Raw genomic sequence first — 24,812 nt, 5'->3', positions numbered from 1 at the left:
GAAACTTTAAACCTTAAACTAAAACTTATGCTTCGTCGTTTAGCGCATTCCATCCCCTTGATTTAAGCGGGATTTTGGTATTGGCGCGGGTAATAAGGTGTATACCCTCACTTTCCTGCGTGGTATGGCCTATAACCGTAAAGTTAGGGTTGCCTTTTATCTTGTCGAAGTCCTCCATTTTTATGGTAAACAGTAGTTCATAGTCTTCACCGCCGTTAATGGCTACCGTGGTAATATCTATATTAAACTCCTCGCAGGCGCTTATCAGTTGCGGATCGGCAGGGATTTTCTCTTCATAAAGATTACACCCCACCCCACTTTGCTTACAGATATGTAAAATTTCAGACGACAACCCGTCCGAAACATCTATCATAGCTGTAGGCTTCACATCCAGTTCTTTCAGCAATTCACGCACATCAGTACGGGCTTCGGGCTTCAGCTGGCGTTCTATAAGGTAGTTGTAAGCATCGAGGTCGGGCTGGTTGTTCGGGTTCACCTGAAACACCTGCTTTTCACGCTCCAGTACCTGTAGCCCCATGTAGGCAGCACCTACATCGCCTGTAACCACCAGCAGGTCGTTACTAGCGGCACCGTTGCGGTACACTATGTCTTCGGCATTAGCCTCACCCAGCGCGGTAATGCTCAGTATCATTCCTTTTTGAGATGATGTAGTATCGCCACCTACTATATCTACATTGTACACGCGGGCAGCCAGTTTAATACCTTCATACAACTCATCAAGCGCCTCAACAGGGAAACGGTTGCTTACAGCAATAGAAACGGTTATCTGCGTAGGCTTGGCATTCATGGCGGCAATGTCGCTCAGGTTTACCACCACGGCTTTATACCCTAGGTGTTTTAGCGGCATATACGCCAGGTCAAAATGCACGCCTTCTATAAGCAGGTCGGTACTCACCACCACTTTTTTATCGGCAAAATCAAGCACAGCGCCATCATCGCCTATCCCTTTAAGGGTAGAAGGCTGTGTAATTTCTATATTAGCGGTAAGGTGTTCTATAAGCCCGAATTCGCCCAACGAACCCAGAGTGGTACGTTGCTGGTTTTTATCTTCAATCATTTTCTTGAGTTTCTGAGTTTCTTAGCTACTGAGTAACCGAGTGGCAAAGGTACGAAGATAAAGCAATATGCAATATTAGATATCCTTTTCGTGCCATATATCAGGATTTCTGGAAGTATGTATTACAGCAATAATGTCAACTACATTCTGTTTAATCCTGTAATGCAACAAATAAGGAAAACCCTTTATTTTTCTATAATGCACATCATCATACTTTACAGGATATAGTAATGCATCATCGCGCAAATCATTAATTTGGCTTTTAACTGCAATTTTATATCTGGTACCTAAGCCTGATAATTGCTCATTATACCAGTTTTCCGCTTCGCGTATATCGGCAACAGCGCGAACAGAAATTTGTATTTTATATGGCATTACAGAGATTCTGAAACTTCATCCCAGTCCAACAATAAATCCGGATTTGAATCAACTTCTTTAATACGCGCTCTCACAATTTGCTTATGCCACTCAGGCACTACATAAGATTCATCCCAAATCGCATCGTTCAGCTTTAGCTTATCTTCAGGCGATAATTGCTTTACGGCCTGGATAAGCTGATCAACGGTGAGGTTAATATTTACGTTTACAGATTCCATAGTAACAAAAATAATAAAAAAACCAACTCTCTATCAAGCACATCCGTTAAAGTATAAAACAAAAAAACACCCGGAAAACAAAATAAAGAAATACCTATCTTTGCCCCATAGTTCTTTACTTTATTTCTTTATCAAATGGTAGAGGTTTTCGGCGAAAGCCGGGATTAAAAGGGAATCGTGTGCAAATCACGAACTGTCGCGCAACTGTAAGTAACGCCAAAAGTTTTTACCCACAGCAGTCCACTGTCTTAACACGATGGGAAGGACGGTAAAAATGTTACAAGTCAGGAGACCTGCCTATACTTACTTGACAATGCTTTCGCGGTTTGAAGCAGTTGGTTTACTATAAGGCACCCGGGGATAACTATACCCTGCCCTAACTACCCCACCCACTTCTTAAGGCATTGTGAAATCAGGCAAAAGAGCTTTTAAATCATTTATTAATTTTTTAAAAGCACTAAAATGCGTACAAACAATCTTGGCTACCCGCGTATTGGGGGCAACAGGGAACTGAAAAAGGCCTGCGAAAACTACTGGGCCGCAAAAATTTCGTTAGACGAACTAATCGAACAAGGCAAAGCCATACGGCTGCACAACTGGCAACTGCAACAAGAGGCCGGCATCGACCTTATTCCTTCAAACGACTTCTCTTTTTACGACCAGGTACTGGATCTTTCGCTTGCACTGGGCGCCATTCCTCCCCGCTACGACGAACTTAGAAGCGAACCGTTAACCGACCTGTATTTTGCAATGGCACGCGGGTATCAAAAAGACGGGAAAGACATTACCGCTATGGAAATGACCAAGTGGTTTGATACCAACTACCACTACATAGTACCTGAATTTTACAACAATCAGGAGTTCTCTTATCAATCAAACAAAGCCGTTTCAGAATTTATTGAAGCAAAAAACGCAGGCATACTTACCAAACCGGTTTTAATCGCACCGGTGTCGTACCTGTTATTAGGTAAAGAAAAAGAAGAAGGTTTTAACAGGATATCGTTACTAAACAACCTGCTGCCTGCCTACCTTAAAATTATTGAGGCGCTGGTACAGGAAGGCGCACAATGGCTGCAACTGGATGAACCGTTTTTGGCTCTGGAGCTTACTGAGACTGAAAAAGAAGCAATATTAATTAGCCACGATGCCATACGCAGTGCGTTTCCGCAACTGAATATAATGGTGGCAACCTATTTTGAAGGACTGAACAACAATACGCAATTAGCATGCAGCCTGGGTACTAATGCACTACATATAGACCTGGTACGCGCACCGCAACAGCTGGAAGATGTATTACAGCACCTACCGGGCACCACCCTACTGTCATTAGGGTTAGTAGACGGACGCAATGTATGGATAAACGATTACACTCAGTCACTGCAAACCATTTACAAGGCGGTAAAAAAACTGGGCAAGGAGCGCATTATCATTTCACCATCGTGTTCGTTACTGCACGTGCCCTGCGACCTGGATTCGGAAACCAATGAAACATCGCTAACTGCCGAGGTAAAGCAGTGGATGGCTTTTGCCAAACAAAAGCTAAACGAAACCGTACTGCTAAAGCAATTGGCAAACAGCGAAAACATGACCATTGCGGCCAAAAAACTGCAGCAAAACATTGACGCAATTGCAAGCCGAAACACATCGGCATTAATACACAACGAGCTTGTTAAGGAACGTATAGCTAATATCACTGAAGCCGATGGTCGTCGTAACAGCAACTTTGCCATAAGGAAACCTTTGCAAAACGCCGCGCTAAACCTGCCACTGTTCCCTACTACGACCATAGGTTCGTTTCCGCAAACACCGGAGGTACGTTCATGGCGTGCCAAGCTGAAAAAAGAACAGCTAACCAAAACCCAGTACGATACCCTGATTAAAAAGGAAACCGAGGAAACCATACGTTTTCAGGAGGAAGTAGGACTGGATGTACTGGTACACGGCGAATTTGAGCGAAACGACATGGTGGAGTACTTTGGCGAACGCCTTAGCGGTTTTGCCTTTACACAAAACGGCTGGGTACAAAGCTACGGTAGCCGCTGTGTAAAACCACCGGTTATTTACGGCGATATAAGCCGCCCTGAACCCATGACGGTTTACTGGACACAATATGCGCAGTCGCTTACCCAAAAGACCGTTAAAGGCATGCTTACAGGCCCGGTAACCATACTGCAATGGTCGTTTGTGCGCAATGACCAGTCAAGATCGATTACGTGTACACAAATAGCCCTGGCCATACGCGATGAAGTTGCCGACCTGGAAAACGCAGGCATAAAAATAATCCAGATAGATGAACCCGCACTTCGTGAAGGGCTTCCGTTGCTAAAACAGCACTGGCCACAGTACCTGCACTGGGCCATAAAAGCGTTTCGCATCAGTGCCAGCGTAGTGCAAGATGCTACCCAGATACACACCCACATGTGCTATTCTGAATTTAACGACATTATTGAGGACATAGCCGACATGGATGCCGATGTGATTACCATAGAGTGTTCGCGTTCGCAAATGGAACTGCTGGATGCCTTTGCCCATTTTAACTACCCTAACGATATTGGCCCGGGTGTGTACGACATCCACTCGCCACGCGTTCCGTCTGAGGAGGAAATGGTGCAGCTGATGAAAAAAGCCGAAAGGGTAATACCGGCAGAACAGCTATGGGTAAACCCGGATTGCGGACTTAAAACCCGCCATTGGGACGAAACCAAAAAAGCCCTGGCGGCTATGGTAAACGCTGCAAAACAATTACAGCTTGCCTACGAACCCGAAATAAAACAGTAACCCATAATAGTATCACTGTGCAAAAACACGAAAGTAAATACTGCCCCAGATGCCAGGCCGAGTTTGAATGCAAGGCAGGCTCCATATCGCTGTGCCAATGCACTGCCGTAGTTCTTAGCAAAGAAGAAAGCGAGTACATAAGCCTGCAGTATAACGACTGCCTGTGTGCTAACTGCATGAAAGAAATGCAAGCGACATACCACAACCAGCAATTCCAAAACAGGCTAAAGGCCATACTGGGAGTATATTATAAAAGCAGTGATACTAAATAGCTACAAACAAAAACGCCTCCCATACAGGAGGCGTTTCTACTATTAACGATTTGACTGTGTCAAATTATTTTATGCTTGCAAAAAGGTATTCCCTGTTCATACGGGCAATGTTTTCAAGCGAAATGCCTTTAGGACATTCTACTTCACAAGCACCGGTATTAGTACAGTTACCAAATCCTTCTTCGTCCATCTGGCGTACCATGTTAAGCACACGCTGTGTAGCTTCTACTTTACCTTGAGGCAATAGCGCGTACTGAGACACCTTAGCACCTACAAACAGCATAGCCGAACCGTTTTTACAGCTGGCCACACAAGCACCACAACCTATACATGCAGCAGCTTCAAAAGCGCGGTCTGCATCGTGCTTAGGTACCGGGGTAGCATTAGCATCGATAGTACGACCTGAAGTGTTTACCGATACGAAACCACCGGCTTGCTGAATACGGTCGAACGCAGAACGGTCTACCATAAGGTCTTTAATTACCGGGAACGCTTTACTTCTCCATGGCTCTACATAGATAGTGTCGCCATCTTTAAACGAACGCATGTGCAGCTGACAGGTAGTAACCTTGTGAGCCGGGCCGTGCGCCTGTCCGTTAATATAAAGTGAACACATACCGCAAATACCTTCGCGGCAGTCGTGGTCAAAAGCTACCGGTTCCTGCCTGTTGCTTATCAGCTGCTCGTTAAGCTGATCCAGCATTTCCAGGAATGAACTGTCAGTAGAAACATTATCAAGCTTGTAAGTCTCGATACTTCCTTTTTGTTTAGCGTTTTTCTGACGCCAAATTTTCAGGGTTATATTTATATTTTTATTAGAAGCCATATCTGTGTATATTTTATTTGTAGTTCCTGGCTGCGATTTTAATGTACTCGTAGTTCAACACTTCTTTATGAAGTACTTCGGTGTTAATGTCGTCGCCTTTGTATTCCCAGGCACCAACAAAGTTGAAGTTTTCGTCATCACGAAGTGTTTCACCTTCAGAATCCTGGTATTCTTCACGGAAGTGGCCTCCGCAAGACTCTTTACGTTGCAGTGCATCGCGTGCCATAAGCTGGCCCAGGTCTATAAAGTCGGCTACACGTATTGCTTTTTCAAGCTCAGTGTTAATTTCGTCGGCAGTACCCGGCACATATACATCTTTGTAGAATTCTTCTTTAAGGGCAGCAATTTCGGCAATAGCCTCAGTAAGTCCCTGCTCGTTACGGGCCATACCCACCTTGTTCCACATAATGTGGCCCAGGCGTTTGTGGAACGAGTCTACAGATTTAGTACCGTTATTGTTAAGGAAACCGTTTATCTGTGCAATTACGCCAGCTTCGGCTTCGTCAAACTCAGGAGTGTTTGTAGGTATCTTACCTGTACGGATTTCTCCGGCAAGGTAGTCAGACACTGTATACGGAAGTACAAAGTAACCATCAGCAAGACCCTGCATCAGCGCAGAAGCACCAAGACGGTTAGCACCGTGGTCTGAGAAGTTAGCTTCACCCGCTACAAAACAGCCCGGTATAGAGCTTTGCAGGTTGTAGTCTACCCATACACCACCCATAGTGTAGTGTACCGCAGGGTAAATCTTCATTGGCACTTCATACGGGTTTTCGTTGGTAATTTGTTGGTACATCTGGAAAAGGTTACCATATTTCTCCTCTATCCATGCCTTACCAAGTTTTACAATCTCTTCCTGAGAAGGATTGTGGTTACCTTGTGCATAAGCAGTCTGGCGGCCTTTGTTAATGATCTCTGAAGAGAAGTCAAGGTAAACACCTTCGCCTGTTTCGTTGTTTTCGATACCGAAACCTGCATCAGAACGCTCCTTGGCAGCACGCGAAGCTACGTCGCGCGGTACAAGGTTACCAAAGGCAGGGTACCTTCTTTCCAGGAAGTAATCCCTGTCTTCTTCTTTAATATCGGTAGCTTTAAGCCTTCCTTCACGGATGGCCTGAGCATCTTCAAGTTTCTTAGGAACCCAGATACGGCCCGAGTTACGTAATGACTCAGACATCAGGGTAAGCTTAGACTGGTTAGTACCGTGTACCGGAATACAGGTAGGGTGAATCTGCACGTAGCAAGGGTTAGCAAAGTAAGCACCTTTTTTGTGGATTTTCCAGCCGGCAGTAACGTTACTACCCATAGCATTTGTAGAAAGGAAGTATACGTTACCGTAACCACCCGAAGCAATAATTACTGCGTGGGCAGAGTGCCTTTCTATAGCGCCGGTAACAAGGTTACGGGCTATAATACCACGTGCCTTACCGTCTACTTTTACAATATCAAGCATTTCGTGGCGGTTGTACATTTCTACACGGCCAAGGCCTATTTGCCTTGAAAGCGCAGAGTATGCACCCAGTAGCAACTGCTGTCCTGTTTGTCCCGCTGCGTAGAACGTACGTTGTACCTGAGTACCACCAAATGAACGGTTATCAAGCATTCCGCCGTAATCGCGTGCAAAAGGTACACCCTGGGCCACACACTGGTCTATAATGTTAGCCGAAACTTCTGCAAGACGGTGTACGTTAGCTTCACGCGCACGGTAGTCACCACCTTTTATAGTATCATAAAACAGCCTGTATGTACTGTCGCCGTCATTCTGGTAGTTTTTAGCGGCGTTAATACCACCCTGCGCAGCAATAGAGTGCGCACGGCGTGGTGAATCCTGGAAGCAAAACGCCTTAACGTTATAGCCCATTTCGCCTAGAGAGGCGGCAGCCGAAGCACCGGCAAGACCGGTACCTACTACTATTATATCAATCTTTGGCCTGTTGTTTGGAGCAACAAGTTTAAGATGGTCTTTATATTTGGTCCATTTTTCGGAGATGTCCCCCGCTGGTATCTTAGAATCTAAACTCATATCGGTAGACGTTGGAATTATTTAAGCTTAAAGTGAATGAATAGTGGTATTATAGCAAATGCAAACGGCACTATAACAGAAAAACCATAACCAAAGCCTTTTATAAGGCCATTGTATTTTGGATTGTTAAGCCCCAGCGACTGGAATGCGCTGCTGAAACCATGCCATAAGTGGAACCCAAGCACAGCCATAGCCAGTGCATAAAGTATTGCAGCTATAAGCCCGAATTGATCATTTGTAAAGAAAGCTACAGTAATCCTGTAAAGGTCTTTATAACCTTCTTTTATTTTAACATTGGCCTGAGCATCATAAAACGATGTCCTGTCTTTTATAACAACAGCACCGCCGTCTACCTGGCCTTTAGGTATATAACCACCATCGGTAGTAACATATAGTTCCTGGGTTTGGCCCTGTATGTTAATAGTTACGGTTTGCAGCGGCATTTGCTCTGCGTTACCAAAGTGCATTACTGCCCAAAAGTTTACCATGTGTGTAACAATGAATACAAGCACAACTGTACCAAGTACCGCCATGTTTCGAGATGCCCACTTAGAGTTTTTAGAAGGCTGGTTCATGGCATAGCCTATTGGCCTTGCCTTCTTGTTCTGTATGGTAAGCAGTATACCGTCTACAGCATGGAAAAGGATTGAAAAGTAAGTAAGCCATGATAGAACCTTAACAGCCGGGTTAGTGGTCATGAAAAGCGCGTACTGGTTGAAGTGAAGTGCAGCGTGCTCGCCGGTAGCCAGCAGCTGTAAGTTACCCAATAAGTGCCCCGTAAGGAACAGGCAGAGAAATAAACCTGTTAAAGCCATCCAGTATTTTTTGGCGATGGACGACTTCAAAAATGCAGATTTTGCCATAATGTTTGTTTAAAAGTATAAGGTTTTCAAAAAAAATCAAACAAAAGTAAGGCTAAATCAGTTTTACCGCAACCTTTCGAAGCTAATTTATAATCAGTTTAAAGTAAGATTTTTTTAAAGTATTTGCAGAGATAAAATAAATAATGCATTTTTTTTACCTAAAAAAATCTCAAATAACGCAAAGAGTTAAGAAATTCCTACTTTGGTGTTTTGGTACACCGTATTTTCTACAACGGTTTAGTGGATTAAAAAACGCCTGAACTTTCAAAATTTTTGAAAGCTCAGGCCGAATTAATTTATAAGGGAATCCCAGACTTGTCTTGGTAAAATCAATTGTATAAAAGCATCATAATTTCAGGACACACCCCTAACCCCGAAAAATTGTAATACCTTAGTACGTCTTTGTCATATTATCATCAACCACTATAATAAAGTCGGCTTTTTTAAGGTGTTCCGTTTCCAGTTTATCCAGGTCTTTTTGCGAAACAGCCGCTATGGTAACAATCTTCAGCCCCGGTTTATACTGATTTAAATACCAACTTATACCCTCGTAATTCTCGCTGTGGTACGACCCGTTATAGTGGATAAATGTACTGCCCGGCTTTATGTTTTGGCTTATAAACCACGCCATAGTAGCATCTTTTATAGCCTGTGCTTTAGGCAGGTTGTCGCCACCGTGGCCACCGCCCATTTCCAGCATGGCTTTATACCCCGGCAACGAAGCATCATAAGCTATAGGCAACGGGGCCATCCATGCTTTTTCGTCGGCAGGCAGGGCTTCAAGCGATTCCAATCCTTTTTTGTATACCTGGCTGGCATACCTACGCGGCACATTGGCCGCCACAAACGGCAGCTTGTTTTCTTTAGCAAAATCAACCAATGTCTTATAATCCGTTTTATGGTTTTGCCACAGGCGCGCCAGGCTGTCCAGCTGCTTTTGGTTTATTTCACCGGCCAGATAACGGTTCAGTACCTGCTGGTTATCGGCCTCTATCATTTCAGCCCCCAGTATCACAGGCTTTTGCTTAATAACATCGGCAGCCAACTCGTACTCCAGCCAGTGCACTATGCTGTTATCATGCAGTTCGCCAAATAGCACTACATCAGCACCGACGTTAGCTTTCACCAGGGCTTTATAAGTAGTCTTTTTTCCATTTGCGGTAAAAAGTTGGTACCCCTGCTTATCCTGAGCAGCGGCGGTAAAACCAACAATAAGCAACAGTACCAATAGGTGTTTTTTCATATTATTAATAATGATTATAAATAACAAAACGAAGGTACTGATACTTTGCTAAAAAAACGCCTATGCAGGGAAATAATTAAACATATCAAAATAAAAAGCGCATTAAACACCAAAGGAGCATCATCTTCTCAATTAACCTTTTTGCTTCCCTGTATGTATTATGAAATTGAATAAATTTGCATTCTTTCAAACCATGAAACAATAATGAACACCGGAATTGACGCCATAGCATACGATATTGCCAAAATACACCTTCCTATAAAAGACCTTGCCATAGCAAGGGACATAGACCCCGACAAACTGGAAAAAGGCCTTGGCCTGCTAAAAATGACCCTGCCCGATGTACATCAGGATGCCGTTGTTTTTGGCGCTAACGCACTAACCAGGCTAATTGACGAAAACCACCTTAACCCCGCCGATATAGCCCGCATTTATGTAGGTACCGAAAGCGGTATAGACAACTCTAAGCCTATAGCCTCATTTATTGTGGCACTTATGGAGCAGAAGTACGGGCACAACAGTTTTCTGCACACCGATGCGGTAGACCTTACCTTTGCATGTATAGGTGCGGTAGATGCCCTGCAAAACTGCATCGACTTTGTACGCCTTAACCCGGATAAAAAAGCCGTGGTTATAGCCAGCGACATAGCCAAATACGACCTTGAAAGCAGCGGCGAATACACCCAGGGTGCCGGAGCCGTGGCGCTACTGGTAAGTGCTAATCCTCGCATTATTGCTTTTGATAACACCTGGGCAGTAAGCACACGCGGCGTGTTCGACTTTTTTAAGCCGTACCGCACGCTTGCCAAAAAAGAGATTACCAACATAGAGGCAAACGAACCGTGGTTCGGTAACCTTGAAGCCGAGATAGAAATACACAAAGACCAGCCGGTTTTTGACGGTCAATACAGCAATGTGGTATACACAGAGCGTACTAAAGAAGCCTACTACAGCTTTAAAAAACTGAATAACATACAAGGTTCGCTATACGATACATGGGACAGCATCATTATGCACCTGCCATACGCTTTTCAGGGCCGACGTATGTTTAGCGAAATTTTTGCGCTCGACGCAAACGAACCGCTGCTTACCGGCAATGAAGATGCTGCCGATTTTGCAAACCGCGTTAAGGAAATAAGCAAGAGTGACGATTACAAAGCATTTGTATCCCAAAAACTACAACCTGCCGAACCTGCTTCATCGCTTATAGGCAACCTGTACACCGGCTCTATTTTTATGGGCTTACTGAGTGCGCTGGTAGTAAAAGCAGAACAGGGCGCCGAACTTGAAGGCAAGAAATTTGGGTTCCTGGCATATGGAAGTGGCTCTAAGAGTAAGGCATTTCAGGGTACGTTGCAAAGCGGCTGGAAGGCCGCCGCCGAAAAAGCACGCCTGTTTGAAACCCTTGGTGCAAGCACTGTCATTGATTTTGAAACTTACAACAAACTCCACAAAAAGGAGCAGCACTACAGCGTGGTTGCCCCAATGAATGAGTGGATTTTAGACAAAATAGAAACCGAACTGCCTAACCTTACCGGTGCCCGCTACTACCGCTGGGTAGAGTAATCCTGGTTATATGGTAATTTGGTTATTCGATATATCCCCAGGCCATTTAGCCTGGGGATTTTTTTTTACCTAAGTCGAACCTCTTGTCTTCTGCAAGTATAAAAAACAATTTCTCGCAAAGCCGCTAAGTCGCAAAGTTTCGAAACTGTAAATATTGCGCAGCAATACCTTGGCGACCTTGCGGCTTTGCGAGAAATTGGCACTGTAAACATAGATGCACAGTCGGCACAAAACACAACAAAATATAGCTGTAGGTTAATTCCCGAAAATTCGTGAACTTCGTGTCAAACAAAAAAGAAATGAAAGTATCCCTTATACAAACCACCCTCGCGTGGGAAGATGCCGCCGCTAACCGCGCGCATTTCACTTCGCTTATAGATACTATAGAAAGCACCGACCTTATTGTATTACCTGAAATGTTTGCGTCTGGTTTTACCATGAACCCGGCAACCGTAGCGGAAGCCCCTAATGATGCCACTGTACAATGGATGCAGCAAACCGCCAAAGCAAAAGATTGCGCCATTACCGGGAGCCTTGCCATAAAAGATGGTGAAGATTACTACAACCGCCTGTTTTTTGTTTTCCCTGACGGAAGTATACAAACGTATAACAAGCGCCACCTTTTCTCCTATGCCGATGAGCACAAGCACTACACTAAGGGTACCGAAAAGCTGATTGTAGACTACAAAGGTTGGAAGATTTGCCCGCTGATATGTTATGATTTGCGTTTCCCGGTTTTTGCCCGAAACGTAGAGAACTACGATGTGCTGCTGTATGTAGCCAACTGGCCTCAGGTACGCACCTTTGCGTGGGATGCCCTACTAAAAGCCCGTGCCATAGAAAACCTGAGCTACACCATAGGCGTTAACCGCGTGGGGCAAGACGGTAACGGCCATGCTTACAGCGGACACACTCAGGTACTGGACGCACTGGGCGCCTACCAGCTGGAACCGACAGAAGCCGACGGGGTTTTTACCGTTGAACTAAATAAAGAAACCCTGGAAGCCACACGCGGCCGTTTTGCATTCCTGAATGACAAAGATGAATTTGAGATAAAGCTGTAAAGAGAAGGGACTGTCTCAACAGTACTAATTACAGTGGAGTGTTCCATTTGCTTCGCCTGTTCGAGCATAGCCCTTGGGTCGACGATAGGAGAAATCTCTACTACAAATTTTGAGATTTCTCTACTCCGCTAAAGCTTCGCTCGAAATGGAACCCCAGTTCACGCCAGTGAGGAAAAAGCAATAAAAAAACTGCCGGAACATCCGGCAGTTTTGTATAATTCGTAATTCTAAATTAGCCCCCTACGGGGAAATCCTGTTCCACATCCCACATGGCACGCACATCTACTGCGCCGGGATAGTAAATAACCTCCTCGGGTTGTTGTTTTTTCAGGTAATCGCCCGTATCCCACTCCCCGTTTTTGTTATCGTCGTAAATAAGGCGCAGGGTATATTTATTAGGTTCAATAAGATCAAAATGCAGTTCAGGCTTCTCTGAAGCAACCGATGCATACACTGTCCCTTTTTCGTCTGTAAGTTCTACCACTACCGGCCAGCGTTTTACATCCTTCAGCCGCACCGTCATGTTACCATAGTCGTTAAACGACCTCGTGGTAAGCTTGTATGAAAGTGTGTCGTTCTGTTTGCCGTAAAAATCGGTTAAGGCACCGGGCAGCAGTTGCACTATGTATTTGTCGTTTTCCTTTTTTTCAAAGTCGAAAGTAATCTGCTGCTGAAAGTCATCATACACATGCGTAAACGGCACCGCAACAGAGTCTTTATTGATTACTGTAATTTTAGCCAAATCAATATTATCAAGCGGCGTGCCGGTCTTTAACTGGAATTTTTCCCTAAAGTGCAGTCCGCCCTTTTGTACGGCTTCTACCCCCAGCGAGTCGGCAGCCTTCATCTCCTTAAGCTTTACCAGGTAACTTTTCTCACCCGAAGGCTCGGTTACCTGTACTCTTAGCGAGTCTTTCAGTCCCCGGGGAAGCCACAGTTGCAGCGAGTCCTTATCCTTTACGGCGGTAAGCCTTGTTTTTATATCCTCTTTGGTAACGGCGTTTTTCACCGAGGCCTTCAGCTCCTTTGCACCACTCTTACCTTCGTACGGCAAAAACAACCTGTTAGACGATGCTTGAAAAGGCTTCTGCGTTTTTACAGGTATCTTTTCCTTAAACAGTTCCAGCAAAAATATTGTATCGTTCGGTACGGTAAGCGGTGCCCCAAGGAATGCTATCTTATCCGATTTCGGGTTGTAGAGGTAGTTGTTACCCACATCCTTTACGGCAAAAAGATGGTACTTACCCGCCTTTATGTTTTGTATAGAATACAGCTTAATACTATCCAGCGTATTGGTTACATAACGCGGTTTTTCCTTGTAAATGGTACTATCGTTAAAGGTTTCATTGGCCTCATACAGCATTATGGTTACAAAGTTATCGGTCTTCAGGTCGTGAGCGTCCTTAATTTTACCGTTTACAGAAAGCGAATCGATATAATCTCCGGTAGAGAACACAAACCTGAACTGCGAATACGGGTTGCCCTCATTATTATCGGTAATACTCTGCCCAAAGTTAAAGCTGTAGGTGGTATTTTCCGGCAGGGTGTCCCTTACTTTTATGCTTATGTATTTGCTGGCGCTACCCATAGGCGTAATGTCGGGCTGGTACTTTAGCGGCGGCGAAATAATCAACTGCTTATTAATATCTTTAACCTTTACATACTCGTCAAAATCGATACGGATTTCCTTGCCTTTAAAGTTGATTGTATTGTTCTTAGGCGAACTGCTTACCATAACCGGGGGAATGGTATCTTTAGGGCCGCCGGTAATACCGCCCCTTTTGGCGCAGCTGCTCATAAGGGCCAGCAGGAATATATAGATAAGAAGGTTACTCTTAGGCATAATTTTTTACTGATTGTAACGGCAAAATAACGATTATATTTACTGATGCGGAAATGTTTTGCCGAAATTTAGCTTTGCGCGTAGGCAATGGTAACAATACTAAGCCGTGCATTGGGAACTTGCAGCAGCAGCTTACCGCAGGCCTCCAGGGTTGCGCCCGTGGTAATTACATCGTCTATCAGCAGGAAATGCGGAGCCTCCCCGGCATTTTCAGGGCGTACGGCAAAGGCGCTGGCTATACCTGCCCTTTTTTCACGGTCTTTTTTGGTTTGAGTTTTGGTATAGGCTTCACGTACCAGTATGTTATCGGTATAGGGGATGCCTAACCCCTTAGACAATGCCAATCCAAATTCAGTTACCTGGTTGTAACCCCTTTCGCGGAGCCTGCGCGGGTGCAGCGGCACAGGGATAATATCGGTCACACTTTCCAGTTCCGGCACCTGCTGTAGTAGTGAGGCGTACCATTGCCCCATAACACGGCCAACGGATTGCTGCTTGCGGTACTTAAGGTTATGAATGAGCTGCTGCACCATCCCCTCTTTATGGAAATACACCAGCGCCGAGGCATGCTCCAGCGGCAGGCGCCCGTAGAACTTTTGTGCAGTTTCGTTGCCCGGGTTCAGGTAATGGTGCGTAAGGGGCATATCGTGCCGGCAATGGGTACACAGGGTATCTTCATACTCCAGCAGCAGGGCATCGCAGCCGTTGCAGAGTGTAGGGTATAGTAGGTTGATTAGGGATTGGAGCATTGGTTGGTTATTTTTTATTTTTTAATTGATAGGTTTCCAATAAATATATTGCTAAAGTTGAAGCGGCTCCTACTGCAAGTTTGGCATGACGAGGCTGTAGCCCTATAAATTTACTATCTTTTCCATGACCGCTGCCATATTCATTCCGAACTTCCGCAATCCCGTGAACAACTGATGAAAGGCTTCCTAAAATTTGCTTGATTGAAGCAGCAGCCTTTACTTCATTTGGAATATTATCAGGCGTTAATTTTAATAACTTAGTTGTTTCTTTCATAAGCTTTATTAAATCCCAATTCTTATCATATTCAAGCCCTAATTCTTGAAGTATCGATTTACAACAAGTCTCGATTAACTCCTTTGCTAAACCGATAGAAATATGAGGAGCGACTTCTATAGACGTTTCCATTTGATTAATCTGCTGAGTTACGTAATCTGCATTAAAAATTTCTCGTATTTCATGTGCTCTCTTCGTATATATTTGATTTCCGACAATTGCAAGCCTACCCATGAAAATTGGTCTTCCTGAGATATTAGTTTTTTCCACGATTTCATAGTTATCTAAACGCAAGTTATTATTATATATTTGGATTAACTTACTTACTTCAGCCATATCAGGGCGAACAATTGGATGCACTGTTTCACATAAAAAATTTAGAAAATATGAATCTTCGCATCTCAACAAATTAAATCTATCATCATAAAAAATCCAATTATCTGGCCAATCGTAGGGATTGTTTATTCTATGTTGCCAAATATCTTCCGCTGCATTTACAAACCTTGTATCTAATGAAGGAATTAATTCGAGATTAAACATTCGCGAAAGGAAATCGATTTCACTGATTCTTCCCGCCCAGTAAATATTTTCGACCTGTATATAATCAAAAATATTTCTTCGTGTGATTTCTGTAATTTTATTATTCATTGGTTAAAATGTCAGTTTATATAAACCTACAAAAAATATCCTAACAAAAAAGAGATGGCCGCGCTCCGTTCCTCCGCTTGCCATGACAGACCGGATTGAGAGTGCTTTCTTCACGCGCTGTCATTGCGAACGCAGCGTAGCGGAGTGTGGCAATCTCAAACAACTACAAAGATTGCCGCGGTCGTACCTCCCTCGCAAAGACGGATCGCATAATCACGACCGAGGGAAGCTATGGCCTTAAACTTCGTTGCGTTAAGCAAAATAGCGGTTGAAGCGTTAAGAACGATTTGCTGTTTGAGCGAAGCGAGTTCAAATCGTTTAGCTGAAACCGGTATTTTGTAGCATAAGAAGTTACAGCCTTGACTTTTTGGTTCTTTTGTGTCAAGACAAAAGAACATTCCCAAACAGTACAGACACACCCCTAACCCTTCTCAAAAAGTGGAACAGCTTCACTCACAAGCTAAAAAAGATGGCCGCGCTCCGTTCCTCCGCTCGCCATGACAAACCGGATTGGGATGCTTTCTTCACGCGCTGTCATTGCGAACGCAGCGCAGCGGAGTGTGGCAATCTCAAACAACTACAAAGACTGCCGCGGTCGTGCCTCCCTCGCCATGACAAACCGGATTGAGAGTGCTTTCTTCACGCCCCGTCACTGCGAGGCACGAAGCAGTCTCATAAACACACCCCTAACCCCTCTTGTACAAGGGAACAGCTTCACTCAAGCCTACAAACACTCTTGCTCAGCCGCTATACGCCCAGAAACTAAGTAACCCTAATTTATTTATGAAAAACTTTGGCGCGGGATTTGTATTTTTGCGTGGCAATATTGTATCCATGAAATATTTAAAGATAATAACGTTCAGCCTGCTGGCATTACTGGTGTTCTCCTGCAAAGACGATGACCAACTGCGTATAGCGGAAACCCAGCGCACAGAGAAAACGAACGACTCTATACTAAAAGTGCTGAGCCGCAACTGGCACTTTGATGTTCCGCCACCCGCCCCAAAGGTAGCCCAGCGCATAAGCGGCTGGAACGAATGGGAACAGTTTAACAACGAACTGCAACAAAAACCTACCGGTACCCTGGAAGCCTTTAAGCGCAAGGCGAAGGTAATGGTAACCAAAGCCAGCGTGCTTAGGGACAACATTCCGCCGTTTTTTAATAAGCCGCAGGTACGCGCCCGCCTGGATGTGGTGGTGACTAACATACAGATGATGTATACGTACATGAACCTGGAAACCATACCCGATAAAAAAATTATATCGCTTATAGGTAATGTAACCCGTGAGCTTACTGCCACACAAAACCAGTTTGACGAAATTATCCGCTTTAGCGAAATACCTAAGGAAGAAGGCGAAGAGCAAATGCTGCGCGCCCTGGATACCACAAGGCTGGCCAACCCCGATGATATACCTATGGAGGAAGGCAGGCCCCTGCCTCAGGCACAACCGTTAACCCCTAAAGTAAACCCATATGCACCGGCAGGCCATGGTGCGGGTTATAACAGAAAACGTCTTGGAAAACGAAATAATCCGTAAATACCACGAATCGGGCAAAATAAAACAAATAGCCCAGGCCCTGCAGCAACCCGGCAATAAGGTGCTGATAAAGGGACTTATAGGCTCATCGTTGTCCTTTGTTACCGATCCGCTTTTCCGCGAAAGCGAACTGCCCTTTCTGCTTATTTTAAAAGACAAGGAAGAGGCTGCCTATTACCTTAACGACCTTGAAGCACTGGTGGGCCAGGACGATGTACTGTTTTACCCGGGCTCGTACCGCCGCCCCTACCAGATAGAAGATACCGATAACGCTGCCGTGCTGCTGCGTGCCGAGGTGCTGAACCGCATCAACTCGCGCAAGAAGCCCGCCATTATTGTTTCGTACCCCGAAGCGTTGTTTGAAAAGGTAGTTACGCGCCAGCAACTCGACAAAAATACCTTGAAGATAGCCGTGGGCGACCAGGTGAGCATCGACTTTATAAATGAGGTACTGTTTGAGTATGAGTTCCGCCGTGTGGATTTCGTAGCCGAACCGGGCGAATTTAGCGTACGTGGTGGCATACTGGATGTGTTTTCGTTTAGTAACGACAACCCGTACCGTATAGAATTCTTTGGTAACGAGGTGGAAAGCATCCGTACGTTTGATGTGGCTACCCAGCTTTCGGTAGAGAAAAAGAAAAAAATTACGGTAATCCCAAATGTGGAAAACAAGCTGGTGAACGAAACGCGCGAAAGCTTTTTGGAATACATCAGCCCAAATACCGTACTACTGCTCGAAAACACCGAAGCGTTGTTTTACAGGCTGGATAACCTGTTTGAACGTGCTACCGATGCTTTTAGCAAGCTGAGCACCGAGATAAAACATGCCACTCCCGCCGAGTTGTTTGTAAACCAGGAGTCTTTTATAAAAAAGGCGCTTGATTTTACCATAGCCGAAATAGGCAGCAAAGCCGTGTTTAAGGCAAAACAGACGTTTGAATTCCAAACACGTCCGCAGCCGTCGTTTAACAAGCAGTTCGACCTGTTGCTGAACGACCTGAACATTAACCAAAACAATGGTTATACTAACTATATACTGTGCAGTAATGAGGCCCAGGCAAAGCGTTTTGCCGACATATTTGAAAGCCTGGACAGCGCCAACCAAAAGGACGCTAACAAGCAGTACAAAACCATTGTTTTCCCAATATTCGAGGGATTTGTAGACGAAGAAAACCGGATAGCCTGCTACACCGACCACCAGATTTTTGAGCGCTACCACAAGTTCAGCATCAAAAACGGGTACAGCAAAAAGCAGGCAATTACCATAAAAGACCTTACCTCGCTGAGCGTGGGAGACTACGTAACCCACATAGACCACGGTATCGGTAAGTTTGGCGGGCTACAAAAAATTGAGGTCGACAACAAGCTTCAGGAAGCCATAAAACTGGTGTATGCTGATAATGACATAGTGTACGTGAGCATCCACTCATTACACAAAATTTCGAAATACAACGGCAAGGACGGCGTAACGCCAAAAGTGCATAAAATAGGCAGCAGCGCCTGGAAAACCCTGAAACAGAAAACCAAGGCGCGTGTAAAACACATTGCCTTTAACCTGATTCAGTTGTATGCCAAGCGCAGGCTGGAAAAAGGTTTCCAGTTTGGGCCCGACAGTTATTTGCAGGCCGAGCTGGAATCGTCATTCATTTACGAAGACACGCCCGACCAGGTAACCGCTACCGCCGACGTAAAGCAGGACATGGAAAGCGAACGCCCTATGGACCGCCTGGTGTGTGGCGACGTGGGTTTTGGTAAAACTGAAGTTGCCGTACGCGCCGCATTTAAGGCGGTAGATAACGGTAAGCAGGTAGCCATACTTGTCCCTACAACAATACTTGCATTTCAGCACTATAAAACCTTTAGCGAGCGTTTAAAGGATATGCCTGTTACGGTAAGCTACCTGAACCGTTTCCGTACCGCAAAGCAGAAATCGGAAACCCTGAAAGGGCTTGCCGAAGGTAAGGTGGACATACTCATAGGCACGCACCAGTTGGTTAACAAAAATGTGCAGTTTAAAGACCTGGGGTTACTTATTATAGATGAGGAACAGAAATTTGGCGTAAACGTAAAGGACAAGCTAAAAACCATAGCCGAAAACATAGACACCCTTACGCTTACCGCTACCCCTATACCGCGTACGCTGCAATTCTCGCTGATGGCTGCGCGCGATCTTTCGGTAATAAGCACACCGCCGCCTAACCGTTATCCGGTAGAGACTAACGTGGTGGGCTTTAACGAGGAAGTTATCCGCGATGCCGTGGCCTATGAGATAGAACGCGGCGGGCAGGTGTACTTCATCAATAACCGTATAGAGAACATTAAGGAAGTAGCCGGCATGATTCAGCGCCTGGTGCCGCATGCCAAAGTGGGCATAGGCCACGGGCAAATGGACGGCAAAAAGCTGGAAGAACTGATGCTTGCCTTTATGGCGGGTGAGTTTGACGTGCTTGTAGCCACCAGTATCATAGAAAGCGGCCTTGACGTACCGAATGCAAACACGATTTTCATCAACAATGCTAACCACTTCGGGCTTAGCGACCTGCACCAGATGCGTGGGCGTGTGGGCCGAAGCAACAAAAAGGCGTTCTGTTATTTCATCACCCCACCGTACAGCGCCATGACCGAGGAAGCACGCAAGCGTATACAGGCGTTGGAGCAGTTTAGCGACCTGGGCAGCGGGTTTAACATTGCCATGAAAGACCTTGAAATCCGTGGGGCGGGCGATATACTGGGCGCGGAGCAAAGCGGTTTCATTAACGAGATAGGTTTTGAAACCTACCAGAAGATAATGAACGAAGCCATTGAGGAACTTAAAGAGAACGAGTTCAAGGACCTGTACGACGAGGTAGAGGGCGACACCGAAAAAGAATACGTTAAAGACCTGACTATAGACAGCGACTTTAGCATGATGTTCCCGGATGAGTACGTGAACAACATTAGCGAAAGGCTGAACCTGTATAACGAACTGGGCACCCTGAAAACCGAGGAGGAGCTAAAAGCCTTTGAGCAACGCCTTATCGACCGTTTCGGGCCATTGCCAAAACCTGCGCAGGCGCTTATTACAAGCATCCGCATTAAGTGGCTGGCTACTAAAATGGGCATTGAAAAACTGGTGCTAAAACAGGATAAAATGGTGGGCTACTTTGTAGGCGACCAGAACAGCCAGTTTTACCAGAGTGGTAATTTCCACCGCGTGATAAAATTTGTACAGCAGTTTCCTACCCTGGGCAAAATGAAAGAAAAACAAACCAAGAACGGCCTGCGCCTGCTGCTTACCTTTGAGAATGTACGCAGCCTTAAAAGGGCGCATGATTTGTTGGGGATGGTTTTTGAGTAAAGCCGCTGAGCTACTTAGCTACTTAGCCGCTGAGTTTTTTCTGCGATTGTCATTGCTCCGTCAGTTTGGGCAAGCCCTCGTGTGCGAGGGAGGCACGACCGTGGCAATCTTTTTTGATTTGAATATTTTTTGTAGGTTTACCTTATCTATTTCCATTGACACTTTTGAAAACGATATTAATTTTAAAAAAACAATATGATGCTTAAAGATTTTTTTGAAATTGAACATAAACAGAAAAACACCCTTCTAATTTTTATCGGATTAACACTCATCAGCTTCCTCCAGTTATTTATTTTTAAAAAGAAAATCTTTGAAGGAAATTTTCTGATTTTGATTGGGCTATCGCTATCTATAGCTCTATGCTGGACTATATTAAACATTATCCCCCTTTTTATAATACTTAGCGTAACCCTGAAAAAAAGTAAATTAGTTTATGAAAATGTAATACCCGGCTTCGGGACTGCAATAATTGGTCTACAAGTTGTTTTAACATACATTGCGTATAAAAAAGAAAATAACTTCGAAGAACTTATTGATTTTGTTTGGATTTCAACTTTATCATTATATCTAATGATATTTATTTCTATTAAAATATCTGAAAGACTTGAAACCAGTCATAAAAATTGAGTCATTAACCTAAACTTGATGCCCACCCATCAAATCCACACCTACATAAACTCCCTGCCGGAACCCAAGCATACCGATATGGAAACGCTCCATAATACCATACTGCAACTCATGCCGGGGTGTACACTGTGGTTTTTGAGTAGTGTTATCACTTAAACATAATTATTTGTATCTTTACAACACTGTAACAGTCTAAAAAACAACACAAATGGAAGCTGCACAAAAATTCTCAACGTTTGAAGACCTCAAAAAAAATGAGGAAACTGCTACACGCCCACGATTTACTTACGAAGTAAAACAGTTTTTGGAATTGATGCGCCAGGGAGAAATATCTGAAGGAAATTTTGGAACTAAAGAAGATTAAAGATAAAAATCTTGATAATTTCTAACCTTTGCACACCCACCACCATACAGCACCACAACCCCCCGGGACAAATACAACTACTTAATAAGATGACGCGCTGCGTTCGCAAACACAGACCGTGAAAAAAGCATCCCAGGGATTATATGGATTTAACACTCACCCAATTTGGCTATAAGGTAATTCGATTATTTGTTAATTCGTGTCCTCAGAACTTTTCGTAGCTGCTTTTGACTTTTACCTTTAAGACTTTCGACTTAAAGGAGTACCTTTGCAGCGCATTATGGAAAAGACTCCCCACCCTATTTACAACCTGCAATTTGGCCTTATGTGCCTTAGCTCGCTATTGTTTTCGGCAAGCTTTAACATGCTGATACCCGAACTCCCGGCCTACCTTACCAGCCTTGGCGGTGCCGAATACAAGGGGCTTATTATAGCACTGTTCACGCTTACGGCAGGTATATCGCGCCCATTTAGCGGCCGCCTTACCGATACCGTGGGGCGCATACCCGTTATGGCGGTGGGCAGTATAGTGTGTTTTGTGTGCGGGTTGCTGTACCCCGTACTTACATCGGTAGCAGGGTTTTTATTCCTGAGGCTGATGCACGGGTTTTCTACGGGCTTTAAGCCCACGGCCACTGCGGCCTACGTAGCCGACATAGCCCCTAAGGAACGCTGGGGCGAAGCGCTGGGCATACACGGACTGTGCTTTAGCACCGGTATGGCGGCAGGCCCGGCACTGGGCGGACTCATAACGCTGCACTTTAGTATCAACGTGTTGTTTTATGTATCGTCGGGATTGGCGCTGCTTAGCGTGCTCATCATTATGAACATGAAGGAAACTCTTAAAGAAAACCAGAAGTTTACTCCATCTTTACTAAAAATAAATCGCCGGGATATTATACTCAAAGCTGCCGTACCGGCTGCCTTTGTAAACCTGCTCATTTGTATTTCGTACGGTGCGATGCTTACGCTTGTACCCGACGAATCGGAAGCACTGGGTATAAAAAACAAAGGGATGTTTTTTATGGTGCTTACCCTAACCTCACTGGCCATGCGTTTCCTTGCAGGAAAGGCAAGCGACAAATACGGACGCGTTACGGTACTGCGTTGGGGACTGGTAGTATTATTTATAGCATTGGTACTTACGGGAATTGCCACTACAAAATTATTTCTGTTGTTTGCGGCGGGAGTATACGGCATAGCCCAGGGCATACTATCGCCTGCTATTAACGCCTGGATGGTAGACCTCAGCAGTCCCGAACATCGCGGTAAAGCTGTAGCTACGGGCTATATGGCTATGGAAACCGGCATAGGTTTTGGTGCCGCCATAGCGGGCTGGTACTACGCTAATGACCTGGTACGAATACCTATGGTGTTTTACTTTGCGGCGTTTGCAGTGGTTATTGCCATAGTATATACCATGATGTGGCAGCGGAGGAATAAGGCGGTGGTTTAACCCACCATTAACTCAATTACAAACCACAGTATTGTGGCTGCAATTATGGGCAGTATAAATAGAGAAATGCAGTAACCTATATAGGTTTTAGGTTTTTTCATTATTAAGCGTACGATTACAACCAGGTTTGCCATGCAAACAATGCCAAACCACAAGAAGTAATAATAAATACCTGCCACAGGTTCAATCACCAATAAAAGCCCCAGGAGGAATATTATGGCTTCAAAGAACAACAAAAGCTGTGTATTGCGGATAAGTTTAGTTTTCATCGCCTAACATTGAATCTTACTTAACTCGCCTAACACCCACATAACAAGAATAAACAGTGCCGTTATAGGTAGCGATAAACCCGCAACATAAGCGATATATTTTGGCGGTTTGTTTATAAACAGGCGGACAATCCAGAATATGTTTACCGTTATTGAAATAAGCACCAATCCTACCGCTATATATACTGTAAAACTGTTCCACAGTGCCAATCCGTAAAACGCAATGAACAGCAGGAACTCTGTAATCATTATGTGCTGTGCCGTTTTTATATCAGGGTGTATATCTTCATTCATGTTTTATCCTATTTAACAATAATACCCCGAAGTAATAATTACCGCCATAAAACTACAACCACCTAAAACAACAGGTAACAATATAAGAAATAAGGCATAAAGCAGATACAATCGTGGGCGTTTTAAAAAAAGCGACACAAGCACTACTACGTTTACAATTGTAGACAGCAGCCATAACAGTGCCAAAATAATTGCTATTGCTTCACTATCTTGGGTAGGAAAAACAAAGCACCATACCACACCCAAAACAAACAACCCCAATTGCCACTGCATAACACGTTTTGCATAAAAATCAGGACGGAGAAGTAATTGCGAAAAAAGATGTTTCATTATCAGGTCGGTTTACACCAAATGTACACAATTATAGCCAATAAAAAATCCCGCCGTGGCGGGAAGCAGGAACTATTAAAAAAAATCAGAAAATCGTTACCAGCGTGGCCTGTCTATATTTTTTACAGACGGAATTTCAGCAAGTTTCTGGCGTACGTGTGTGAGGTCACGTACCAGATCCGGCACTTCATTCCAGTGGTTCACACGCTGGTGGTGGTCTTTATTTACGTTATGGAAAGCCGTAAACATAAGCGGCTTACCCGGGCAGTTGTCAAGGTTTTTACAGTGGTCGTCTATAAGGAAATCAGTATCAATTACGCTTTTATCGCCGCAAAAAATAATGTTTTTCCATGAAATGAACGGGAAGTGTTCTTCCAGCCACAGCTTTTTTTCGTACAGCGACAGCGGAAACTCCATAGCTGCCGATACTACATACACATCATAATCTATCATCAGGTCTTTTACCGCTTCTACCGCGCCTTCCATAACCGGCAGCGTGCGGAAGAACCCCGGCGTAACCAAAAATTTGGCTATGGCTCCGTTTGGCAGGGCATCACATTCCATCAGGCCCAGCATGCTTTCGCGTTCCGGCCTTGTTCCATACTCTTTTTCGTACCAGTTAAGGTACTGCGTCTCCACATCGGCCAGTACGCCGTCCATGTCGATAGCAATTGTTTTACGTTTTGTTTCTGAGGTGCTCATGGGGTTATTGCATTTATTTGCAGCGAAGATAGCAACATTTTGCAATATACTGCAAATATTTGCAAAGTTTT

At 44.6% G+C, this 24,812-nt stretch carries 24 protein-coding genes and 1 riboswitch; of the genes, 10 read left to right on the top strand and 14 right to left on the bottom strand.

What is annotated here, in order from left to right; all coding sequences use genetic code 11:
• Nucleotides 1–25: 25 nt before the first annotated feature.
• The 3 genes from thiL to ACLI1A_RS04130 all read right to left on the bottom strand — a co-directional run bounded on the left by thiL (nucleotide 26) and on the right by ACLI1A_RS04130 (nucleotide 1,674).
• Nucleotides 26–1,078, bottom strand: coding sequence for a thiamine-phosphate kinase (gene thiL / locus ACLI1A_RS04140; protein WP_411406380.1), 1,053 nt, complete (start codon nucleotides 1,076–1,078; stop codon nucleotides 26–28).
• 75 nt (nucleotides 1,079–1,153) lie between these two features.
• Entirely contained in the window at nucleotides 1,154–1,453 is a 300-nt protein-coding gene (locus ACLI1A_RS04135) for a type II toxin-antitoxin system RelE/ParE family toxin (protein WP_411406378.1), read from the bottom strand.
• Nucleotides 1,453–1,674, bottom strand: a complete 222-nt coding sequence (locus ACLI1A_RS04130) for an addiction module protein (protein WP_411406376.1) — start codon at nucleotides 1,672–1,674, stop codon at nucleotides 1,453–1,455. The genes ACLI1A_RS04135 and ACLI1A_RS04130 overlap by 1 nt, the downstream gene beginning before the upstream one ends.
• A gap of 125 nt (nucleotides 1,675–1,799) precedes the next feature.
• Nucleotides 1,800–1,990: riboswitch (cobalamin riboswitch) on the top strand.
• Between the two features lie 146 nt (nucleotides 1,991–2,136).
• Between ACLI1A_RS04130 and metE the strand changes: the two genes are divergently transcribed.
• Both metE and ACLI1A_RS04120 read left to right on the top strand, forming a co-directional pair.
• A complete protein-coding gene (metE, locus tag ACLI1A_RS04125; RefSeq protein WP_411406374.1) occupies nucleotides 2,137–4,452 on the top strand; it encodes a 5-methyltetrahydropteroyltriglutamate--homocysteine S-methyltransferase in 2,316 nt (771 codons plus the stop codon).
• A gap of 17 nt (nucleotides 4,453–4,469) precedes the next feature.
• Nucleotides 4,470–4,724: a cysteine-rich CWC family protein gene (locus tag ACLI1A_RS04120; protein ID WP_411406372.1), complete on the top strand. Its 255-nt coding sequence runs from the start codon at nucleotides 4,470–4,472 to the stop codon at nucleotides 4,722–4,724.
• Nucleotides 4,725–4,788: 64 nt separating this feature from the next.
• On the opposite strand, the gene ACLI1A_RS04115 is transcribed toward ACLI1A_RS04120, so the two are convergent.
• From ACLI1A_RS04115 to ACLI1A_RS04100, 4 genes are all read right to left on the bottom strand, one after another.
• The gene (locus ACLI1A_RS04115; RefSeq protein WP_411406370.1) at nucleotides 4,789–5,550 is read right to left on the bottom strand and encodes a succinate dehydrogenase/fumarate reductase iron-sulfur subunit; all 762 of its coding nucleotides are present in this window, start codon (nucleotides 5,548–5,550) and stop codon (nucleotides 4,789–4,791) included.
• A 13-nt stretch (nucleotides 5,551–5,563) separates the two neighbouring features.
• On the bottom strand, nucleotides 5,564–7,573 hold the full coding sequence (locus ACLI1A_RS04110; RefSeq protein WP_411406368.1) for a fumarate reductase/succinate dehydrogenase flavoprotein subunit: 2,010 nt from the start codon (nucleotides 7,571–7,573) through the stop codon (nucleotides 5,564–5,566).
• 17 nt (nucleotides 7,574–7,590) lie between these two features.
• Nucleotides 7,591–8,436, bottom strand: a complete 846-nt coding sequence (locus ACLI1A_RS04105; protein WP_411406366.1) for a succinate dehydrogenase cytochrome b subunit — start codon at nucleotides 8,434–8,436, stop codon at nucleotides 7,591–7,593.
• A gap of 391 nt (nucleotides 8,437–8,827) precedes the next feature.
• Nucleotides 8,828–9,679, bottom strand: a complete 852-nt coding sequence (locus ACLI1A_RS04100; protein ID WP_411406364.1) for a ChaN family lipoprotein — start codon at nucleotides 9,677–9,679, stop codon at nucleotides 8,828–8,830.
• A gap of 204 nt (nucleotides 9,680–9,883) precedes the next feature.
• Here ACLI1A_RS04100 and ACLI1A_RS04095 point away from each other — a divergent pair, with 204 nt between their 5' ends.
• Together ACLI1A_RS04095 and ACLI1A_RS04090 are read left to right on the top strand one after the other, a co-directional pair.
• A complete protein-coding gene (locus ACLI1A_RS04095) occupies nucleotides 9,884–11,245 on the top strand; it encodes a hydroxymethylglutaryl-CoA synthase family protein (protein ID WP_411406362.1) in 1,362 nt (453 codons plus the stop codon).
• Between the two features lie 299 nt (nucleotides 11,246–11,544).
• Nucleotides 11,545–12,309, top strand: coding sequence for an amidohydrolase (locus ACLI1A_RS04090; RefSeq protein WP_411406360.1), 765 nt, complete (start codon nucleotides 11,545–11,547; stop codon nucleotides 12,307–12,309).
• Between the two features lie 232 nt (nucleotides 12,310–12,541).
• Here the strand turns inward: ACLI1A_RS04090 and ACLI1A_RS04085 are convergent, their stop codons facing one another.
• The 3 genes from ACLI1A_RS04085 to ACLI1A_RS04075 form a co-directional block, all read right to left on the bottom strand.
• Nucleotides 12,542–14,152, bottom strand: a complete 1,611-nt coding sequence (locus ACLI1A_RS04085; protein WP_411406358.1) for an Ig-like domain-containing protein — start codon at nucleotides 14,150–14,152, stop codon at nucleotides 12,542–12,544.
• A 68-nt stretch (nucleotides 14,153–14,220) separates the two neighbouring features.
• Nucleotides 14,221–14,901 carry a ComF family protein gene (locus ACLI1A_RS04080; protein ID WP_411406356.1) on the bottom strand — a complete coding sequence of 227 codons (681 nt, stop codon included), beginning with the start codon at nucleotides 14,899–14,901 and terminating at the stop codon, nucleotides 14,221–14,223.
• 7 nt (nucleotides 14,902–14,908) lie between these two features.
• Nucleotides 14,909–15,823, bottom strand: a complete 915-nt coding sequence (locus tag ACLI1A_RS04075) for an abortive infection family protein (protein WP_411406354.1) — start codon at nucleotides 15,821–15,823, stop codon at nucleotides 14,909–14,911.
• An 834-nt stretch (nucleotides 15,824–16,657) separates the two neighbouring features.
• Between ACLI1A_RS04075 and ACLI1A_RS04070 the strand changes: the two genes are divergently transcribed.
• The 6 genes from ACLI1A_RS04070 to ACLI1A_RS04045 all read left to right on the top strand — a co-directional run bounded on the left by ACLI1A_RS04070 (nucleotide 16,658) and on the right by ACLI1A_RS04045 (nucleotide 23,146).
• Nucleotides 16,658–17,362, top strand: coding sequence for a hypothetical protein (locus ACLI1A_RS04070; RefSeq protein WP_411406352.1), 705 nt, complete (start codon nucleotides 16,658–16,660; stop codon nucleotides 17,360–17,362).
• A complete protein-coding gene (gene mfd, locus ACLI1A_RS04065) occupies nucleotides 17,340–20,699 on the top strand; it encodes a transcription-repair coupling factor (RefSeq protein WP_411406350.1) in 3,360 nt (1,119 codons plus the stop codon). The genes ACLI1A_RS04070 and mfd overlap by 23 nt, the downstream gene beginning before the upstream one ends.
• A gap of 195 nt (nucleotides 20,700–20,894) precedes the next feature.
• Nucleotides 20,895–21,326, top strand: a complete 432-nt coding sequence (locus tag ACLI1A_RS04060) for a hypothetical protein (RefSeq protein ID WP_411406348.1) — start codon at nucleotides 20,895–20,897, stop codon at nucleotides 21,324–21,326.
• Nucleotides 21,327–21,344: 18 nt separating this feature from the next.
• Nucleotides 21,345–21,482, top strand: a complete 138-nt coding sequence (locus ACLI1A_RS04055) for a hypothetical protein (RefSeq protein WP_411406346.1) — start codon at nucleotides 21,345–21,347, stop codon at nucleotides 21,480–21,482.
• Nucleotides 21,483–21,534: 52 nt separating this feature from the next.
• Nucleotides 21,535–21,690 (top strand): hypothetical protein, encoded by a 156-nt coding sequence (locus tag ACLI1A_RS04050; protein WP_411406344.1) that lies wholly within the window; start codon nucleotides 21,535–21,537, stop codon nucleotides 21,688–21,690.
• 280 nt (nucleotides 21,691–21,970) lie between these two features.
• Nucleotides 21,971–23,146 carry an MFS transporter gene (locus ACLI1A_RS04045; protein WP_411406342.1) on the top strand — a complete coding sequence of 392 codons (1,176 nt, stop codon included), beginning with the start codon at nucleotides 21,971–21,973 and terminating at the stop codon, nucleotides 23,144–23,146.
• On the opposite strand, the gene ACLI1A_RS04040 is transcribed toward ACLI1A_RS04045, so the two are convergent.
• The 4 genes from ACLI1A_RS04040 to ACLI1A_RS04025 all read right to left on the bottom strand — a co-directional run bounded on the left by ACLI1A_RS04040 (nucleotide 23,143) and on the right by ACLI1A_RS04025 (nucleotide 24,741).
• Nucleotides 23,143–23,415, bottom strand: coding sequence for a hypothetical protein (locus ACLI1A_RS04040; protein ID WP_411406340.1), 273 nt, complete (start codon nucleotides 23,413–23,415; stop codon nucleotides 23,143–23,145). The genes ACLI1A_RS04045 and ACLI1A_RS04040 overlap by 4 nt on opposite strands.
• 3 nt (nucleotides 23,416–23,418) lie before the next feature.
• Nucleotides 23,419–23,709 (bottom strand): hypothetical protein, encoded by a 291-nt coding sequence (locus ACLI1A_RS04035; RefSeq protein ID WP_411406338.1) that lies wholly within the window; start codon nucleotides 23,707–23,709, stop codon nucleotides 23,419–23,421.
• A gap of 12 nt (nucleotides 23,710–23,721) precedes the next feature.
• Nucleotides 23,722–24,039: a hypothetical protein gene (locus ACLI1A_RS04030; protein ID WP_411406336.1), complete on the bottom strand. Its 318-nt coding sequence runs from the start codon at nucleotides 24,037–24,039 to the stop codon at nucleotides 23,722–23,724.
• Between the two features lie 96 nt (nucleotides 24,040–24,135).
• Entirely contained in the window at nucleotides 24,136–24,741 is a 606-nt protein-coding gene (locus ACLI1A_RS04025) for a 5' nucleotidase, NT5C type (RefSeq protein ID WP_411406334.1), read from the bottom strand.
• Nucleotides 24,742–24,812 lie beyond the last annotated feature (71 nt).

The organism is Flavobacterium sp. RHBU_3 (genome assembly GCF_046613565.1).
Lineage (GTDB): Bacteria > Bacteroidota > Bacteroidia > Flavobacteriales > Flavobacteriaceae > Flavobacterium.
The sequence above is the reverse complement of the archived record's forward strand: the minus strand, read 5'-3'. Positions and strand labels throughout refer to the sequence as shown.

Bases quoted from the DNA above. Each gene is read 5' to 3' on its own strand.
- ACLI1A_RS04090 (WP_411406360.1), top strand. From the start codon at position 11,545: ATGAAAGTATCCCTTATACAAACCACCCTCGCGTGGGAAGATGCCGCC.
- ACLI1A_RS04110 (WP_411406368.1), bottom strand. From the start codon at position 7,573: ATGAGTTTAGATTCTAAGATACCAGCGGGGGACATCTCCGAAAAATGG.
- ACLI1A_RS04050 (WP_411406344.1), top strand. From the start codon at position 21,535: ATGGAAGCTGCACAAAAATTCTCAACGTTTGAAGACCTCAAAAAAAAT.
- ACLI1A_RS04135 (WP_411406378.1), bottom strand. From the start codon at position 1,453: ATGCCATATAAAATACAAATTTCTGTTCGCGCTGTTGCCGATATACGC.
- ACLI1A_RS04060 (WP_411406348.1), top strand. From the start codon at position 20,895: ATGATGCTTAAAGATTTTTTTGAAATTGAACATAAACAGAAAAACACC.
- ACLI1A_RS04095 (WP_411406362.1), top strand. From the start codon at position 9,884: ATGAACACCGGAATTGACGCCATAGCATACGATATTGCCAAAATACAC.
- ACLI1A_RS04035 (WP_411406338.1), bottom strand. From the start codon at position 23,709: ATGAATGAAGATATACACCCTGATATAAAAACGGCACAGCACATAATG.
- ACLI1A_RS04055 (WP_411406346.1), top strand. From the start codon at position 21,345: ATGCCCACCCATCAAATCCACACCTACATAAACTCCCTGCCGGAACCC.
- ACLI1A_RS04085 (WP_411406358.1), bottom strand. From the start codon at position 14,152: ATGCCTAAGAGTAACCTTCTTATCTATATATTCCTGCTGGCCCTTATG.
- thiL (WP_411406380.1), bottom strand. From the start codon at position 1,078: ATGATTGAAGATAAAAACCAGCAACGTACCACTCTGGGTTCGTTGGGC.
- ACLI1A_RS04070 (WP_411406352.1), top strand. From the start codon at position 16,658: ATGAAATATTTAAAGATAATAACGTTCAGCCTGCTGGCATTACTGGTG.
- ACLI1A_RS04130 (WP_411406376.1), bottom strand. From the start codon at position 1,674: ATGGAATCTGTAAACGTAAATATTAACCTCACCGTTGATCAGCTTATC.
- ACLI1A_RS04075 (WP_411406354.1), bottom strand. From the start codon at position 15,823: ATGAATAATAAAATTACAGAAATCACACGAAGAAATATTTTTGATTAT.
- ACLI1A_RS04105 (WP_411406366.1), bottom strand. From the start codon at position 8,436: ATGGCAAAATCTGCATTTTTGAAGTCGTCCATCGCCAAAAAATACTGG.
- ACLI1A_RS04045 (WP_411406342.1), top strand. From the start codon at position 21,971: ATGGAAAAGACTCCCCACCCTATTTACAACCTGCAATTTGGCCTTATG.
- ACLI1A_RS04100 (WP_411406364.1), bottom strand. From the start codon at position 9,679: ATGAAAAAACACCTATTGGTACTGTTGCTTATTGTTGGTTTTACCGCC.
- ACLI1A_RS04030 (WP_411406336.1), bottom strand. From the start codon at position 24,039: ATGAAACATCTTTTTTCGCAATTACTTCTCCGTCCTGATTTTTATGCA.
- ACLI1A_RS04115 (WP_411406370.1), bottom strand. From the start codon at position 5,550: ATGGCTTCTAATAAAAATATAAATATAACCCTGAAAATTTGGCGTCAG.
- ACLI1A_RS04080 (WP_411406356.1), bottom strand. From the start codon at position 14,901: ATGCTCCAATCCCTAATCAACCTACTATACCCTACACTCTGCAACGGC.
- metE (WP_411406374.1), top strand. From the start codon at position 2,137: ATGCGTACAAACAATCTTGGCTACCCGCGTATTGGGGGCAACAGGGAA.
- ACLI1A_RS04025 (WP_411406334.1), bottom strand. From the start codon at position 24,741: ATGAGCACCTCAGAAACAAAACGTAAAACAATTGCTATCGACATGGAC.
- ACLI1A_RS04040 (WP_411406340.1), bottom strand. From the start codon at position 23,415: ATGAAAACTAAACTTATCCGCAATACACAGCTTTTGTTGTTCTTTGAA.